8 protein-coding genes are annotated in these 15,419 nt (G+C 72.1%); 3 read left to right on the forward strand and 5 right to left on the reverse strand.

Features of this window, described 5'->3' with window-relative positions:
* Positions 1-3 precede the first annotated feature (3 nt).
* The 3 genes from ACFWRV_RS21560 to ACFWRV_RS21570 are packed head-to-tail and all read right to left on the reverse strand — an operon-like array spanning position 4 to position 12,035.
* The gene (locus tag ACFWRV_RS21560; protein WP_384336886.1) at positions 4-1,281 is read right to left on the reverse strand and encodes an MFS transporter; all 1,278 of its coding nucleotides are present in this window, start codon (positions 1,279-1,281) and stop codon (positions 4-6) included.
* Positions 1,278-8,567 carry an amino acid adenylation domain-containing protein gene (locus ACFWRV_RS21565; protein WP_384336888.1) on the reverse strand — a complete coding sequence of 2,430 codons (7,290 nt, stop codon included), beginning with the start codon at positions 8,565-8,567 and terminating at the stop codon, positions 1,278-1,280. The genes ACFWRV_RS21560 and ACFWRV_RS21565 overlap by 4 nt, the downstream gene beginning before the upstream one ends.
* Positions 8,568-8,570: 3 nt before the next feature.
* Complete coding sequence (locus ACFWRV_RS21570; RefSeq protein WP_384336890.1) at positions 8,571-12,035, reverse strand: amino acid adenylation domain-containing protein; 3,465 nt, start codon at positions 12,033-12,035, stop codon at positions 8,571-8,573.
* A gap of 319 nt (positions 12,036-12,354) precedes the next feature.
* On the opposite strand from ACFWRV_RS21570, the gene ACFWRV_RS21575 reads away from it, so the two are divergent.
* Positions 12,355-12,861, forward strand: a complete 507-nt coding sequence (locus ACFWRV_RS21575) for an FBP domain-containing protein (RefSeq protein WP_384336892.1) — start codon at positions 12,355-12,357, stop codon at positions 12,859-12,861.
* A gap of 61 nt (positions 12,862-12,922) precedes the next feature.
* Here the strand turns inward: ACFWRV_RS21575 and ACFWRV_RS21580 are convergent, their stop codons facing one another.
* Entirely contained in the window at positions 12,923-13,141 is a 219-nt protein-coding gene (locus ACFWRV_RS21580) for an MbtH family protein (RefSeq protein WP_384336894.1), read from the reverse strand.
* Positions 13,142-13,207: 66 nt separating this feature from the next.
* Positions 13,208-13,444: a hypothetical protein gene (locus ACFWRV_RS21585; protein WP_384336896.1), complete on the reverse strand. Its 237-nt coding sequence runs from the start codon at positions 13,442-13,444 to the stop codon at positions 13,208-13,210.
* Positions 13,445-13,620: 176 nt separating this feature from the next.
* Here ACFWRV_RS21585 and ACFWRV_RS21590 point away from each other — a divergent pair, with 176 nt between their 5' ends.
* Both ACFWRV_RS21590 and ACFWRV_RS21595 read left to right on the forward strand, forming a co-directional pair.
* Positions 13,621-14,658: a LuxR C-terminal-related transcriptional regulator gene (locus ACFWRV_RS21590; protein ID WP_384336898.1), complete on the forward strand. Its 1,038-nt coding sequence runs from the start codon at positions 13,621-13,623 to the stop codon at positions 14,656-14,658.
* A gap of 113 nt (positions 14,659-14,771) precedes the next feature.
* Positions 14,772-15,356, forward strand: a complete 585-nt coding sequence (locus ACFWRV_RS21595; RefSeq protein ID WP_384336900.1) for a TerD family protein — start codon at positions 14,772-14,774, stop codon at positions 15,354-15,356.
* Positions 15,357-15,419: the final 63 nt, after the last annotated feature.

Here is a 15,419-nt window from a genome sequence, read left to right on the forward strand (position 1 = left end):
CCCTCAGACCGTTTCGGGGTGGTGTTCGGGAATGACCCGCACCGAGCGGACGTCGGACAGGAGCAGGACGACCGCGGAGAGCAGGACGCCGACCGCGCCGAGCAGCAGCGTCTGCTGGGTGCCGATCCAGCCGCCGAGGAGTCCGCCGGCGAGGGCGCCGACCGGCGTGATGCCCATGACGATCATGCGGATCGAGGCGTTCATCCGGCCCAGCAGCCGGTCGGGTGTGAGCGCCGTGCGCAGGCTGCGCTGGTTGACGTTGTAGACGATCACCATGGCGGCGTCGACGAAGTACATGACGACGATCAGGAGCGCGGCGACGACCTTGGGGAGCAGGGTGGCCACCGGGATCAGCAGGGCGGTGACCCCCGCGAGCCCGAGCGAGAACACCATGGCCCGGCCGACGCCCAGCCAGTCGCTCGCCCGCTCCGCGATCAGCGCGCCGACCAGGGCGCCCGCACCGGAGGAGGCGAAGACCAGCCCGATGTAGAAGGGTTCGAGCCCCAGGGTCCGGGTGATGAAGATCAGGAACACCGGCTCGATGACCAGGGTGAACAGGTTGAACAGCAGGGTCGCGGTGACCAGGGTGCGGATCACCCGGTTCCGCAGGATCGGCTCCGCGCCCTCGACGATGTCCCGCCAGATGGTCTGCGGCGCGGGCGCGTCCGCGGCCTCGGACGGGGCCGGCTTCTCCTCCCGGTGGGCGATGAGTCCGGTGAAGACCGCCGAGACGAGGTACGTCACCGCGTTGATGATCACCGCGAACGGCGCGGAGATGACCTGGAGCAGGGCGCCGCCGACGGCGTTGCCGCCGATGTCCGAGGCGGAGCTGCTCAGTTCGAGCTTGCTGTTGCCGTCGACGAGGTGCCTGCGGTCGATGAGCAGCGGCAGATAGGAGGAGCTGCCGATGTCGGACACCACGGTGCAGGCGCCGATGAGCAGCGACACGACGAGCAGCAGCGGGAAGGTGAGGAAGTCACCCGCCCAGGCCACCGGGATGATCAGCAGCAGCACGGCGCGCAGCACGTCGGTGAGGATGAGGATGGGCCGCTTGGGACTGCGGTCCAGCCAGACGCCGACGAACAGGCTGATGAAGAGGTACGGCAGGGTCTCCGACGCGACCAGGACACCCATCTCGAACGGGGTCGCCGAGAGGGAGACGGCCGCGATCAGCGGGACCGCCACGGCGGTGACCTTGGAGCCGAACAGCGAGGCGGTCAGGCCGAGCCACAGGTTCCGGAAGTCCGCGTGCCGCCACAGACTCGATTTCTTCTCCGTCACCGGTTCAGCCCTTCGCCCATGATCTTTTCCATGTCTTTCGCTGTCTCCCGGATGTGCGCGCCGCGCACGATCCCGTAGTGGTCGGTGTCGAGGTCACGCACGACGAGCGGCCCCTGGACGGCTTGCGCCCAGGCCTGCGCGGAGCCGAGCCGCGCCCCGTCCGTGCTCTGGTAGAAGTGCACGGCTCCCCGGTGGGCGGGGGGCCGGTAGGCCGCGGCGGCGAGCGTGTTCGCCCGGAACACCGCGTAGTGGCGGGCGAGTTCACCGGGGGTGAGCCCGGCTCCCGCGTCCTGCCGGGACAGCTCGTCCCGGACGATGCGCAGCCCGTCCTCCTCGTTCCCGGCCGCCTGCGCTGCGGCCAGGGACGCGGCCGCCGGCTCCGGCACGGAGAGCCCGGCAGACCTCAGGAGGTCCTCGGCGAAGTCGGCCAACAGGGTGTCGGGGGCACCGCCGTTCCCGGGGAAACCGGTGTCCAGCAGGGCCAGCAGCGCGACGTCCTCGCCCTGTTCGGTGAGCGTGTGGGCCATCTCGTACGCCACCAGACCGCCGAACGACCAGCCGCCGAGCCGGTAGGGGCCGGCCGGCTGGACCTCCCGGACGGCCCGGAGCCCGAGGTCGGCCAGCTCCCGCACGCTCGCCGGCGGCGGTGTTCCCGGGGTCAGTCCGGGCGCGGGCAGTCCGTGGACGGCCCGGCCGGTCCCGAGCACGGCGGCGGCCTCCCGGTAGCACAGGACACCCCCGCCGACCGGGTGGACGAGGAACAGCGGAGGCTGCCCGCCGCCGCCCGAGAGGCGCACGGCCGCGCCGGGGCGGCCGTCCGTGCCGCGCCCGTCGCGCAGCAGGGCGGCCTGCCGGGCGACCGTCGGGTGCGCCAGGACGGCCAAGACGCCGAGCCCGGTGCCGTACGCCGCGTTGATCCGGGAGATCAGGCGCAGGGCCAGCAGGGAGTGGCCGCCCGCGTCGAAGAAGTCGTCGTGGATCCCGAGACCGCTCCGCCCCAGCAACGCGGCCCAGATCTCCAGCAGCCGGGTTTCCCGGGCGTCGCGGGGCGGCGCGGCGGGACGGGCCCCGGTCGGGGCGGCGGCCGGATCGGGCAGCCGCTTGCGGTCCAGCTTGCCGCTGTGCGTGAGCGGCATCGCGGCCAGCGGGGACCAGGCGGTGGGCACCATGTAGGCGGGCAGGGCGGCCGCCAGGTGGGCGGCGAGCGCGGCCGGTTCGGGGGCGGGACCGGGAGCCGGCACGTAGTAGGCGGCCAGCCGCTCCTCGCGCAGCAGCACCGCGCACTCGGCCACCGACGGGTGGGCCGAGAGGACGGCCTCGATCTCGCCGAGCTCGATACGGAAGCCGCGGAGCTTGATCTGCGCGTCGGTCCGGCCGCGGTACTCCAGCGCGCCGCCCGGCAGCCGCCGGACGAGGTCGCCGGTGCGGTAGAGCCGCCGGGTCACCCCTTGGGCGTCGGTGTGCCGGACGAAGCTCGCCCCGGTCAGATCGGGCCGCCGGTGGTAGCCCTCGGCGAGCTGGACGCCGCCGAGATACAGCTCGCCGGTCACGCCCTGGGGGACGGGCAGCCCGTGCCCGTCCAGGACGTGCAGTTCGGTGTTGGCGACCGGCCGGCCGATGGGCACGATGCCGGAGCCGTCGTCGACGCACGTCCAGTGGGTGACGTCGACGGCCGCCTCGGTCGGCCCGTACAGATTGTGCAGCGCGGCGGGGAACCGGGCCAGGAAACGTTCCTGGAGGTCGTACGGGAGTGCCTCGCCGCTGCAGACGACCCGGGTCAGCCCCGTGCACCCGGCGGTGGCCGGGTCCTCCACGAACGCCTGGAGCATGGAGGGCACGAAGTGCGCCGTGGTGACGGACTCCGCCTCGATCAGTGCCGCGAGGTACGCCGGATCGCGGTGCCCGCCGGGCTTCGCGACGACGAGGACGCCCCCCGCGAGCAGGGGCCAGAACAGCTCCCAGACCGATACGTCGAACGTGGTGGGTGTCTTGTGCAGCACCGGTTCGCCCGGGCGCAGCCCGTAGGCGCGCTGCATCCACAGGAGCCGGTTGGCGATCGCCCGGTGGGAGACCACGACTCCCTTGGGCTTCCCGGTCGAGCCCGAGGTGAAGATCATGTACGCGGGGTCGGCGGGTCCGGGGGCCGCCTGAGCGCTCGCGGCAGCGCCGGTGTCCCCGGGCTCCCCGGGCCGGACGACCTCGACGCCGGGCCCGGCGATCTTCGCGTCCCAGGGGGACACAGAGATCACCAGGGAGATGCCCGCGTCGTCCAGGATCCCGCGCAGGCGCTGCTCGGGGTGGTCCGGGTCGAGCGGCACGTAGGCGGCGCCGGACTTCAGCACCGCGAGCAGCAGGACCGGAAGCTCCAGGGAGCGTTCCACCAGGACCGCCACGAAGCGACCGGGGCCCGCGCCCCGCGCCCGCAGCCGGGCCGCCAACAGGTCCGCCCGCTCGTCCAGTTCGCGGTAGGTGAGGGTCTGTCCGTCGTAGCGCACGGCCGGTGCGTCCGGCGTGTGCCGGGCCTGCTCCTCGACCAGGGTGTGCAGCACATGGGGGCGGTCGAAGACCTCGGCGGTGGCGTTCGCCGCCGCCAGGGCGCGGTGTTCCGCCGGGGAGAGCAGATCGGCGCTCTCGTAGCGGGCCTCCGGGTCGGTGGCCAGGGCGGCGAGCGCGGCGGCGTAGTACCCGTGGGCCCGCTCGACGCTCTCCGCGTCGAAGCGGCCGGCGTCGTGGCGCAGTCCGAGCCCGAGCGCGCCGTCGGTGCCGTCGCGGAAGAACTCGGCGCCGAAGGGGAAGTTGGTGTGGGCGATCCCGCGTTCGCCGAGCACCCGCACCGGCGACCCGTCGGACCCTTCCGACACCAACGCCTCGACGTGGAAGTGGGTGTAGTTGAAGAACGCCTCGAAGAGCTCGGACGTACCGGCCTCCCGCACGATCTCGGAGAGCGGGAACCTGCGGTGCCGCTGGATCGCGAGATCCGCCTCCGCTGTGTCCCGCACCAGATCGGCCCAGGTGCCACCGGCCAACCGGGCCCGCACGGGCAGCGTGTTGAGGAAGACGCCGAGGGCCAGATCGCCGTCGCGCTCCTCGCTGCGCCCGCCCAGGACCGCGCCGGTGACGACGTCGTCGGTCCCGGTCAGCAGGGACAGCACGCGCAGGTGCGCGGCGAGCAGCACGGTCCGCAGCGGGACCCCGAGGTCGCGGGCGAGCGCGGTGAGACCCCGGTGCACCGCATCGGGTACCGGCCGCTCGTCGATCTCCATGACCGCACGGGCGGACTCCCGGGCGGGGGCGCCGGGCAGCCGGGTCAGCGTCGACCCGGCGAGCTGCTCCGCCCAGAAGCGGCGGCTCTCCTCGTCGGCGATCGCCTCGCGCTCCAGGCGTACGTAGGAGGCGAAGCGGGCGGCCGGCGGGGGCGCGGTCTGCGGTGCGGCTCCGGCGAGCCCCCGGCCGTAGCCGAGAAGCAGCTCGGCGAAGAGGGAGCGCTCGCTCCAGCCGTCGAGGATCGCGTGGTGCTCGCTGATGAACAGCTGGAGGGTGTCGTCCGTCAGGCGCTGCACATGGAAGCGGATCAGGGGCGCCGTCAGCGGGTCGAACAGCGCGGCACGCTCCCGCTCGAACCGGCGGTCCACCGCCGCGTCCAGCTCCGCCCCGGTCAGCCCGCGCAGATCCTCGAACGTCAGCGGCAGCGGCGCCCGCTCCCACACCAGCTGCATCGGCTCGTCGAAGCGGCTCAGGTCGAAGGAGGTCCGCAGGATCTCGTGCCGCCGCAGCAGGCCGGCGACCGTGTCGCGCCAGGACCGCTCGCAGAAACCGGCTTCCAGGCGGTACGTGGAGACGTTGTGGTACTCCGTGCCCGTACCGGACAGGTCGCTGTGGAAGAGCATCCCGCCCTGGAGCCGGGTCATCGGACAGGCGTCGGCGACACCGTCCGGCACCCGGGCCCGGTCGGCGGCCGACAGCAGCGAGAAGGGGCGGTACGTCCGTCGGTCGGCGGGCTCCTCGGGGGTGCGGGCGACGGCGGCGAGCGTGCGCACGGTCTGGTGGGTCATCAGATCGGTGAAGCCGATCTCCAGACCCGCCTCGCGCGCCAGCGACAGCAGCCGGATGGAGCGGATGGAGTCGCCGCCGAGGGCGAAGTAGTTGTCGTCCACGCCCACCCGCTCCACGCCGAGGGCGCGTGCCCACACCGCGGCCAGCGCCTCCTCGGCCGGAGTGCTCGGTCCGGTGAACTCCGCCTCGCGGCGCGCCGCGCGGTGCGCCGGGTCGGGGAGCTTCGCCCGGTCCACCTTGCCGTTCGCGGTGAGCGGGAACTCCGGCAGCACCGTGAAGGTGGACGGGATCATGTAGCCGGGGAGCCGGCGGGCCGCGTGGCCGCGCAGGGCCTCGGTGTCCAGGTCCGCGCCGCGCGCGGTGACGTACGCGGCGAGCGAGGCGTGCCCCTCCGTGTCGGTGCGCAGCACCACGACGGACTCGTGGACGTCCTCGTGCTCGGTGAGGGCCGACTCCACCTCGCCCAGCTCCACGCGGAAGCCGCGCAGCTGGATCTGCGAGTCGATCCGGCCGCCGTACTCCAGGTCGCCGTCGGGCAGCCGGCGGGCCAGGTCGCCGGTGCGGTAGAGCCGCTCGCCGGAGCCGGTGGTGGGGTCGGGGGCGAAGGGGTGGGGGACGAAGCGTTCGGCGGTCAGTTCGGGCCGGTTGAGATAGCCGTCGGCCAGGCCGCTCCCGCCGACGTACAGCTCACCGGTCACCCCGGGCGGTACGGGCGAGCCGTGCCGGTCCAGGACGTACAGCCGGAGGTCGTCGATGGGCTCGCCGATGACGCTGCCGGCGCCGGCCCGCAGGTCGTCCAGCGTGATCGGGCGGTAGGTGACGTGCACGGTCGTCTCGGTGATCCCGTACATGTTGACCAGCCGGGGCGTGACATCACCGTGCCGGGCGAACCAGTCGCGCAGGGCGTGCGGATCGAGCGCCTCACCGCCGAAGATCACCTGACGCAGGGCGAGTTCCCCCGCCGCCGCTCCCTCGGCCTGCTCGGCGCGGATCAGCTGGTAGAAGGCGGAGGGCGTCTGGTTGAGCACCGTGACCCGCTGCTCGCGCAGCAGCCGCAGGAACGCGGCGGGCTCGCGGCTCGTCTCGTACGGCACGATGACGAGCCGGCCGCCGTGGGCGAGCGCTCCCCACAGCTCCCAGACCGAGAAGTCGAAGGCGTAACTGTGGAACAGCGTCCACACGTCCCGCTCGCCGAACCCGAACCACCGGTCGGTGGAGGTGAACAGCCGGCTGACGTTGCGGTGCGGGATCAGCACGCCCTTGGGGCGGCCGGTCGAGCCCGAGGTGTAGATGACGTAGGCGAGGTCGTCCGGGCCCGCACCGCCGGGCGGAGGACCCGCCGGACCGTCCGCAGCCGTGTCCTCGGCGTCCAGGACGTCTCCGTCGAACCCCTCCCACCACCGCGGAACCCCGCCCCCGGTGAGGATCGTGCGGAGCCCGGAGTCCTCGACCATGTGGCGCAGCCGCTCCACGGGATAGGCCGGGTCCAGGGGTACGTAGGCGCCGCCGGCCTTCAGGACGGCCAGCAGCCCGGTCACCAGGGCGGCGGACCGCTCCATGCTCAGGCCGACCAGGGTCCCCGGTCCGACGCCGTGCGCGCGCAGCCGGTGGGCGAGGCGGTCCGCGCGGGCGTCCAGTTCCGCGTAGCCGATCGTGGTGCCGCCGTCGACGAGGGCCACCGCGTCGGGCGTCCGGGCGGCCCACCGGGCGAAGCGCTCGTGGACCGGCTCCGGGGGAGCGTCGGTACGGCCGGGGGCCGGCGGCGGGGCCAGCTCCGCGTACTGCGCGTCGGACAGCATCCGCAGCGAGGACACCGGGGCGTCCGGGTGCGCGACGACGTCCTCGATCAGCCGCCCGTAGTGCTCGGCCAGCGCCCCGACGATCCGGGCGTCGAACAGGTCGGTGCGGTACTCGAAGACGCCCGAGGCCCCGCCGTCCGGGGTCTCCGCCACATCGAGGGTGAGGTCGAACTTGGCGGTGCCGGAGTCCACGGGCACGGGCCGGGCGGTGATCCCCGGCAGCCGCAGCTCCTCGTCACCGGTCTCGTTCATGCCGAACATCACCTGGAAGAGCGGCGAGGCGTCGGCGGAGCGGTCCGGGTTCTTCATCCGGACCAGTTCCTCGAAGGGGAGGTCCTGCTGCCCCTGGGCCGCCAGCACCCGGTCGCGTACCTGGGCGAGGAGTTCGCGGAACGTCGGGTCCGCCGACAGATCGGCGCGGAACACCGTGGTGTTGATGAACAGCCCCACGGTGTCGGCGAACTCGTCGCGGTGACGCCCCGCGATCGGAGTGCCGACGACGATGTCGTCGCGTCCCGTGTAGCGGCTCAGCAGGATGTCGAAGGCCGCGAGCAGGCCCATGAAGAACGTGGCGTTCGCCTCCGCGCACAGCTCGCGCAGCTCCCGGGCCGCCGAGGGCAGCGGGAAGGCGAGGTCGGCTCCGGCGCCCCGCGTGGCCGGTGCGGGCGTGCCGTGCCCGGGGTGTGCGTCCGGGCCCGGCGGGCGGGTCACGGGCAGCCGCAGGACGGGCAGTTCGCCCGCCAGCTCCGCCTCCCAGTGTTCCCGCTGCCGCTTCGCCTGCGGGCTCTCCAGCCATTCGTCCTGCCAGGCGGAGTAGTCCGCGTACTGGAACTCCGGCTCCTCGTCGGCCGCCGCGTCCTCGCCGTTGACCAGGGCGGTGTACGTCCCGGTGAACTCGCGGAGCAGGATCTCCGTCGACCAGCCGTCCGCGACGATGTGGTGCATGCCGAGCAGCAGCACCGCGTCCCGGTCGCCGACGCGCAGCAGCCCGGCCCGGAACAGCGGGCCTCGGGCCAGGTCGAACGGGCGGGCCGCCTCGTCCCGTATCCAGGCCTCGGCCGCCGCCTCCGGGTCCTCGGCGCCCCTGACGTCGCGTTCCCGCCACTCGAAGCCGGCGTCCGGGCTGATCAGCTGGAACAGCTCGCCCTCACGGGCCGCGAACGTGGTGCGCAGGGCCTCGTGCCGCTGTACGAGGGCCTCGGCGGCCCCGCGCAGCGCCCGGCTGTCCACCTCGCCGTCCAGCCGGTGGAAGAGCGGCAGGTGGTACGTCGGCGCGTCCCCGGCCAGCTGCTGCAGGAAGTACATGCGGTGCTGTGCCCGCGAAGCGCGGAACTCATAGAATTCCGGTTCGGCTGCTCCAGGCAGTCCGGTCGTCACGACGTCCCCATCCCTCGATGTCCTTCGATGTCCCTCGGTGTCCGGCGGCTTCAGCACTGCTCAGCGCAGGAGTTCGAGCAGGGAGCGCATCTCGTCCATGCTCATTCCGCTGATCTTTTCCCTGAGGTTCCGGTCCACCTCGTCGGCGAAGTCCCGCAGCACCGGCCGGTCGAACACGGTGCGCAGCGGCAGCTCCAGGCCGAAGCGGTCGCGGAGCCGCCCGGTCACCCGGGTGGCCAGCAGCGAATGGCCGCCCAGGTCGAAGAAGGCGTCGTCCGCGCCGACGGCCGCGACCTCCAGCACCTCGCACCAGATCTCGCCGACGGCCCGCTGGACCGGCCCTTCGAGAGCGGCCCTTTCGCCCTGCCCGGCACTCATGTCCTCGCCCGGGTCGGGCAGTTGGTGACGGTCGGTCTTGCCGTTGGCGTTGAGCGGCAGCCGGTCCATGACGACCAGGAACGGCGGCCTCATGTGGTCCGGGAGCCACTCGGCCAGATGCGCCCGCAGCGACTCCACGGTCGGCGCGCCGTCCTGCCCGCCCCCGGCCACGTAACCGCTCAGCCGGTACTGCCCGGAGGGGGTGCGCCGGGCGACCACCACGGCGTCCCGCACCCGGGGGTGGTCGCGGAGCACGGACTCGATCTCGCCCAGCTCGACCCGCATGCCCCGGACCTTGATCTGGTGGTCGTTGCGCCCGACGAACTTGATCGAGCCGTCGGGCCGCAGGTAGCCCTGGTCGCCGGTGCGGTAGAGCCGCTCCCCGGTGCCGAAGGGGCTGGCCACGAACGCCTGGGCGGTCTTCACCGGGTCGTGGAGATACCCGCGGGCCAGGCCGGCGCCGCCGATGTACAGGTCTCCGGTGACCCCGACGGGCAGTGGGGCGTACGCCGCGTCGAGGACATGGACGGTGTTGTTGTCGAACGGCGACCCGACGCTCACCGCGCCGCTGTCCTCGGCGTCGGCGGCCCCACAGGTACGGATGGTGGAGTCGATGGAGACCTCGGTGGCGCCCCAGGTGTTGTGCAGGGCCCCGGGCATGGTCTCGTGGAAGCGCCGCACGGACGCGGGGGTGAGGGCCTCGCCGCTGGAGACCGTGTTGCGCAGGGAGCCGAGCGCGGTCCGCTCGTCCGGGGTGATCTGGTCCATCAGCAGGTTCAGCATGCTGGGCACGGTCTGGAGGAGGACCGTCCGGTACGTCGTGGCGGCGGCCAGGACCGCCTGCGGGTCGCGGTGCAGGCCCGGCCCGATGAGCGCGATCCGGCCGCCGTACATCAGCGGCCAGAAGAGTTCGAGCGCCGAGTCGTCGAAGGTGAGCGTCGTCTTGTGCAGGACGGTCTCGCCCGGGCGCAGGGCGTGCTGCTTCTGCATCCAGACCATCCGGTTGACCCAGCCCCCGTGGCTGCTGGCGACCCCCTTGGGTGCCCCGGTCGAGCCGGAGGTGTAGTACACCGAGACCAGGTTCTCCGGGTGCACGGGGACTGCTGGCCGGTGCGCGGGGCAGGCCGCGAGAGCCTCGTGGTCCTCGTCGACGCGGACCACGTGGGCCGCCTCCGGGGCCCGCTCCGCCTGGTGGCCGAGGGTGAGGCAGACCTCCGCCCGGGCGTCCGCCATGATCTGGGTCAGCCGCCGGCGGGGGGCCTCCGGGTCCAGGGGCAGATAGCCGGCCCCCGCCTTGAGGACGGCGAGGAGCGACACGACCAGCTCCGTCGACCGGTCCATGCACACGCCGACCACGTCGTCCGGCCCGACCCCGAGCCGCCCCAGGTGGTGCGCCAGGCGGTTGGCGTGCGCGTCCAGCTCCGCGTAGGTGAGCTCGGCGTCCTCGTGGACGACGGCGACGGCGTCCGGGTCCGCGTCGACCCGGTCCTCGATCAGCTCGTGCAGGGCCCGGTCCGCGGGGAAGTCCACGGCGGTGTCGTTCCAGGCGTCCAGCTGGTCCAGCTCGGCCCGGGTGCAGAGCCGGTGCCGGGCGAGGCCGGCCCCGGGGGCGTCGAGGACCTGGTCGAGCAGGCCGAGGAAGTGGGTGACCAGGCGTTCGGCGCCGGCCCGGTCGTAGAGGTCGGTGCTGAACTCCAGGTCGCAGGCGAACGATCCGTCCCGCTGCCGCGCCATGAAGAGCGTCAGGTCGAAGCGCGAGGTCGCGCCGGTCACCCGGGCCGGCTCGGTCTCCAGGCCGTCCAGGCGCAGGGTGAGGTCCTCCCCCTCCTGGTAGGCGAAGACCGTCTGCACGAGCGGCGCGTGGCTGGTGACGCCCTGGAGGCCGAGCCGCTGCACGATCTGCTCGAACGGCACGTCCTGGTGGTCCAGCGCGCCGAGGCAGGTGGCGCTCACCTTGCGCAGGAAGTCCTCGAAGGTGTCGTGGTCGCGGTAACGGGAGCGGACGGGGACGGTGTTGACGAAGAAGCCGACGAGCCGGTCGACGTCGGGGTGGTGCCGGCCCGCGACCGGGGTGCCGACGACGAGGTCGCGCTGACCGGAGTATTTGTGCAGCGTCGTCAGGAACGTGGCGAGCAGCCACGCGTAGACCGTGACGTCGTGCCGTCGGCTCGCCTCGGCCACCCGGTCGCCGGTCTCCGGCTCCAGCGTGAACAGGACGTGGTCGCCGTCGTAGGACTGGGCCGCCGGGCGCGGGCGGTCCGTCGGGAAGGCCGACAGCTCCGGGGCGCCGGCCAGCTCCGACTCCCAGTACGCCAGCTGCCGCTCCCCGGCCCCGTCGGCCAGCCAGGCGCGCTGCCGGGCCGCGAAGTCCGCGTAACCGACGGGAAGTTCCGGCAGGCGGGGGGTGCGCCCGGCCCGTGCCGCCGCGTACCCCTCGGCCAGTTCGTCGAGGATCAGGGTGGTGGACCAGCCGTCGGTGACGATGTGGTGGAAGGTGAGCTGCAGAAGGGCGTCGTGCTCGGCGATCCGGTACAGCGTGGCCCGGAACAGCGGTGCCGCCGCCAGGTCGAAGGGGGTGGCGATGTCCGCCCGGATGAGGCGTTCGGCGGCCGCCGAGGGATCTGCCGCTCCGCCGCGCAGGTCCTCGATGCGCAGCTCGGCGCGGAGCGAGGGCTCGATCCGCTGTACGGGCCGGTCCCCGTCCAGGCGCGGGGCGGTGCGCAGGACCTCGTGGCGGTCGACCAGGCCCTGGAGCGCGGTCCGCAGAGCCGCCGTGTCGAGCGCGCCGCGGAGGCGGTGGACGAGCGGTTCGTTGTAGGCGGCGGAGTCCGGGTCCAGCTGGTGCAGCAGCCAGAGCCGTTCCTGTGCGTGGGACAGGGGGAGGGCCTCGCGGGCGTCCGGGGCGGTGCCCGGGCCGGCCGGGACGGCGGCCGGGTCGGACAGGCTCGCAGGGTCGAGGAGGTCGGCGAGCAGCACCGCCAGCTTCGCGGGACTCCGCTGCTCGAAGATCCAGGCGAGCGGCACCTCGCCCGTCGCCTTCGCGCGGATCAGCATCGCGGCCCGGGCGGCGAGGATGGAATCACCGCCGGCGGCGAAGAAGTCGTCGTCGGGCGCGAACTCGGAGAGGCCGAGGGCATTCCCGAACACACGCGAGAGCCATACCTCTACTTTTTCCTGAGATTCACTGCGCGAAGACACGTCTACCCCGACCCCAAAGAGAAAGTTCATCGATTCTGCGGAATTTCGCCGAGCCCGTACGTATGCCTGTACGGGCTTGACTTGATCCTGCACTTCACGGCGGGGGAAAGGAGCGGCGACGGTGGCTCACATACCTGCATGACAGCAACCTGAGTGCCTGGCATATCGGAAGCCAAGGGATCAAATCGGACAGGGATTGTCCGGTGTCCAGCGTTCCCCGGGGCGAATCGCGTGTTCCGTCGGGGGCCCTCCGATATATTTGCCCACCATGGATCCACTGAGTGAAAAAGCCATCCGGAATTCCTTCGTGAACTGCACCAAGGGGGAGGCGTCCCGGCTGCGTCTCCCGCTCGGCTTCGGCGAACTGGCCTGGGAGGAACTGGACTTCCTCGGCTGGGTCGACCCCGGCGCGCTGTTGCGGTCACATGTCGTCATGCCGGGTCCCGACGGGCCGCGCGGAATCACCCTGCGCGTTTCCAGCGCCGCCCGGAAGAGCGCGGTGAAGTCGAGCATGTGTCAGATATGCCTCACCGGGCATTCGTCGTCCGGCGTGAATCTCTTCGTCGCACCGCTGGCCGGCCCGATGGGCCGGCAGGGCAATACCGTGGGCATCTACGTGTGCGCGGATCTCGCCTGTTCCCTGTACATGCGGGGGAAGCGGCAGCCCAAGCTGAGGTTCAGCCAGTACGAGGAATCGCTCACCCTCGATGAGCGCATCGCGCGGGCGATGGACAACCTCACCAAATTCGCGGACAAGGTCGCCGGGATCGGCTGAGGAACCGGACACGCGAAATGCCCGCCACCCCCGAGGGGTGGCGGGCATTTCGACGCCGGGGTCAGCGACCGGCGCTCTCCATGGCGTCCACGAGACTCTGCGGCCGCATGTCCGTCCAGGACTCCTCGATGTACGCCAGGCACTTCTCCCGGCCGGCGGCGCCGAACACCTGCGTCCACCCGGCGGGCACCTCGACGTGGCCGGGCCACAGCGAGTGCTGGTTCTCGGCGTTGACCAGGACGTAGTACGTACCCTCGGCATCCTCGAAGGGGTTGCTCACAGCCTGTTCCTTTCGTGTGGCGGTCGAATCTGTGGGGTCCGGGCCGCGTGGGGTCGGGCCGTGCGGTCAGGCGGCGCGACCCCAGCCGGTGTCGTTGACGCCCCGGCCGATCTCCGCGGCGATCGCCCTCGGGCCCGGCGTCCCCCAGCCGGTGTCCGCGGCGGCCGTCCTGACGGCCGGAGCCCCCCAGCCGGTGTCGCCGTCCGTGCCCCGGCTCTCGGCGGCGACGGAAAGCCCCGCGCCCACGGCGCCGACGACGGCCAGCGTGCCGGCGAATCTGATGGCCTGAAAGAAGTGCCTCATGAAGCCGTGTCCTTACCTGCTCGTACGAGAGAGGCACCGCAGGCGCCCCTCTGCACCCCCCGTGGGCACACCGCCACACTGCCAGCACCTCGTCGGCGCGTGGCCGGTTCCGGTGGGCCATAAAGTTGCATGTCAGGTTGATGATCGATGGACAGAACGGGATGAAAGGCCGAGATATGGAATTGCCGGAACTTATCGGCGCAGCAGAGCCTTCCGGCGACACCCCTCAGGCCGTCTACCGGTTCGCCCTGCGCCAGACGGCCGTCACCGCCGCCGATGTGGCGGCCGCCCTCGCCCTCGACGTCGGAGCCGCCGAGGAACACTGCGCGCAGCTCGCGGGCCTCGGGCTGCTGGCCGAGGACACACGCGCCTCCCCCACCGTCTTCCGCGCCGTCGACCCGGAGACGGCCGGGGAGCGGGTGCTCGGCCGTCTGGAACGTGTCATCCGCACCCAGCGCCAGCAGCTGGAGAGCGTGCGGACCCGGCTCCTGGAATTCAGCCGTGTCTACGAGGAGCAGCCGGTCCGGACCGACTCCCGGGGCACCGTGGAGTTCCTGGCCTCCCTGAGCAGTACCCGCGCGGCGATCGTCGAGCTCGCGGCGAAGTGCGAGTCCGAGGTGCTGACCGCGCAGCCCGGCGGCGGCCGGCGCGCCGAGGTCCTGGAGGAGGCCATCTCCCGGGACGAGGCCATGCTGAGGAGCGGCGTCCGCATGCGCACCCTCTACCAGCACACCGCCCGGTTCAGCCCGGGCACCCGCGAGTACGTCGACCGGGTCTCGCGCATGGGCGCGGAGGTCCGCACGCTCGACGACCAGTTCATCCGCGTGCTGCTCTTCGACCGCAAGGCGGCGGTCATCGGAGTGGAGAGCGACCCCGGCTCCGCCATCATCGTGCGCGAGCCCAACCTCATCCACTTCATCGCCAAGACCTTCGACCTGTGGTGGCTCAACGCGGCGCCGTTCCCCCTGGAGTGGAGCAACCAGGAGGTCGCGGACATCGCCGATCAGCTGAAGCAGCGCATCGCCCTGCTCCTCAGCGAAGGGCTGACCGACCAGACGATCGCCAAGCGCATGGGGATGTCCGTCCGCACCTGCCGCCGCCACATCGCCGAGATCATGGAGCGCCTCGGAGCCAAGAGCCGTTTCCAGGCGGGCTTCCTGCTGAGCGCCCGCGGGGACGTGTTCACCGCTCCCGAGGCCCCGGAGGACCGCTGATCCGAGCCCCGATCTCGTACCATCCGGAACTGTCCCACTTCCTCCGGGGCCGAGTTCCGGGGGCACCAGGCACACTTCATACGTAAACAGTCGAGCCACAAAAGGACTCAGGCATGATCACGTTGACGAAGGAAGACGGCCCGGCGGACCTGGGCGGGGTGACCCATCTGTCCATCGGGGCGTCCTGGGACCCGACCGTCGGGAGCAGCGGCGGTCTGATGGGCAAGATCCGGCAGAAGGCCGGTACGGACCTCGACCTGATCGCCATCGCGCTGCAGGGCGCGGACCCGGTGCGGCTGGCCGGTCTGGACTCCCTGGACCCGCTGGGCAACGGCTCGCTGGTGCACAGCGGGGACAACCAGACCGGGCACGGTGACGGCGACGACGAGACGGTGACCGTCGAGTTCGCCAAGATTCCCTCGAACATCACGTCGATCGTCTTCATCGCCGCCGCCTACAAGAAGCGCAGCAACTTCACCAACGCGCGCAACATCAGCTTCAAGGTGTACGACGCGACGGGCGGCAGCACGCAGCAGGTCGCCGACATCTGGCCGAGCATGCTCACCCAGGACAACGGCGTCGCCGTCGCCAAGGCGATCCGCGAGGGCGCGGGCTGGAAGCTCCAGGTGATCAACGAGACCGGCAAGATCAAGCAGGGCGACGAGCACGCCCTGATGCGTTTCGCCGTCAGCCGGTAGTCGCTCCGTCGGCCGGCGGTCGCCGGGGAACATGACGAAACGCGGCTGCGGTACCGGCCGAGC

Source organism: Streptomyces sp. NPDC058576 (genome assembly GCF_042718715.1).
GTDB lineage: Bacteria > Actinomycetota > Actinomycetes > Streptomycetales > Streptomycetaceae > Streptomyces.

What these genes read in the sequence shown, in the direction of transcription:
- ACFWRV_RS21575 (WP_384336892.1), top strand. Translation starts at nt 12,355, where the DNA reads ATGGATCCACTGAGTGAAAAAGCCATCCGGAATTCCTTCGTGAACTGC.
- ACFWRV_RS21585 (WP_384336896.1), bottom strand. Translation starts at nt 13,444, where the DNA reads ATGAGGCACTTCTTTCAGGCCATCAGATTCGCCGGCACGCTGGCCGTC.
- ACFWRV_RS21590 (WP_384336898.1), top strand. Translation starts at nt 13,621, where the DNA reads ATGGAATTGCCGGAACTTATCGGCGCAGCAGAGCCTTCCGGCGACACC.
- ACFWRV_RS21595 (WP_384336900.1), top strand. Translation starts at nt 14,772, where the DNA reads ATGATCACGTTGACGAAGGAAGACGGCCCGGCGGACCTGGGCGGGGTG.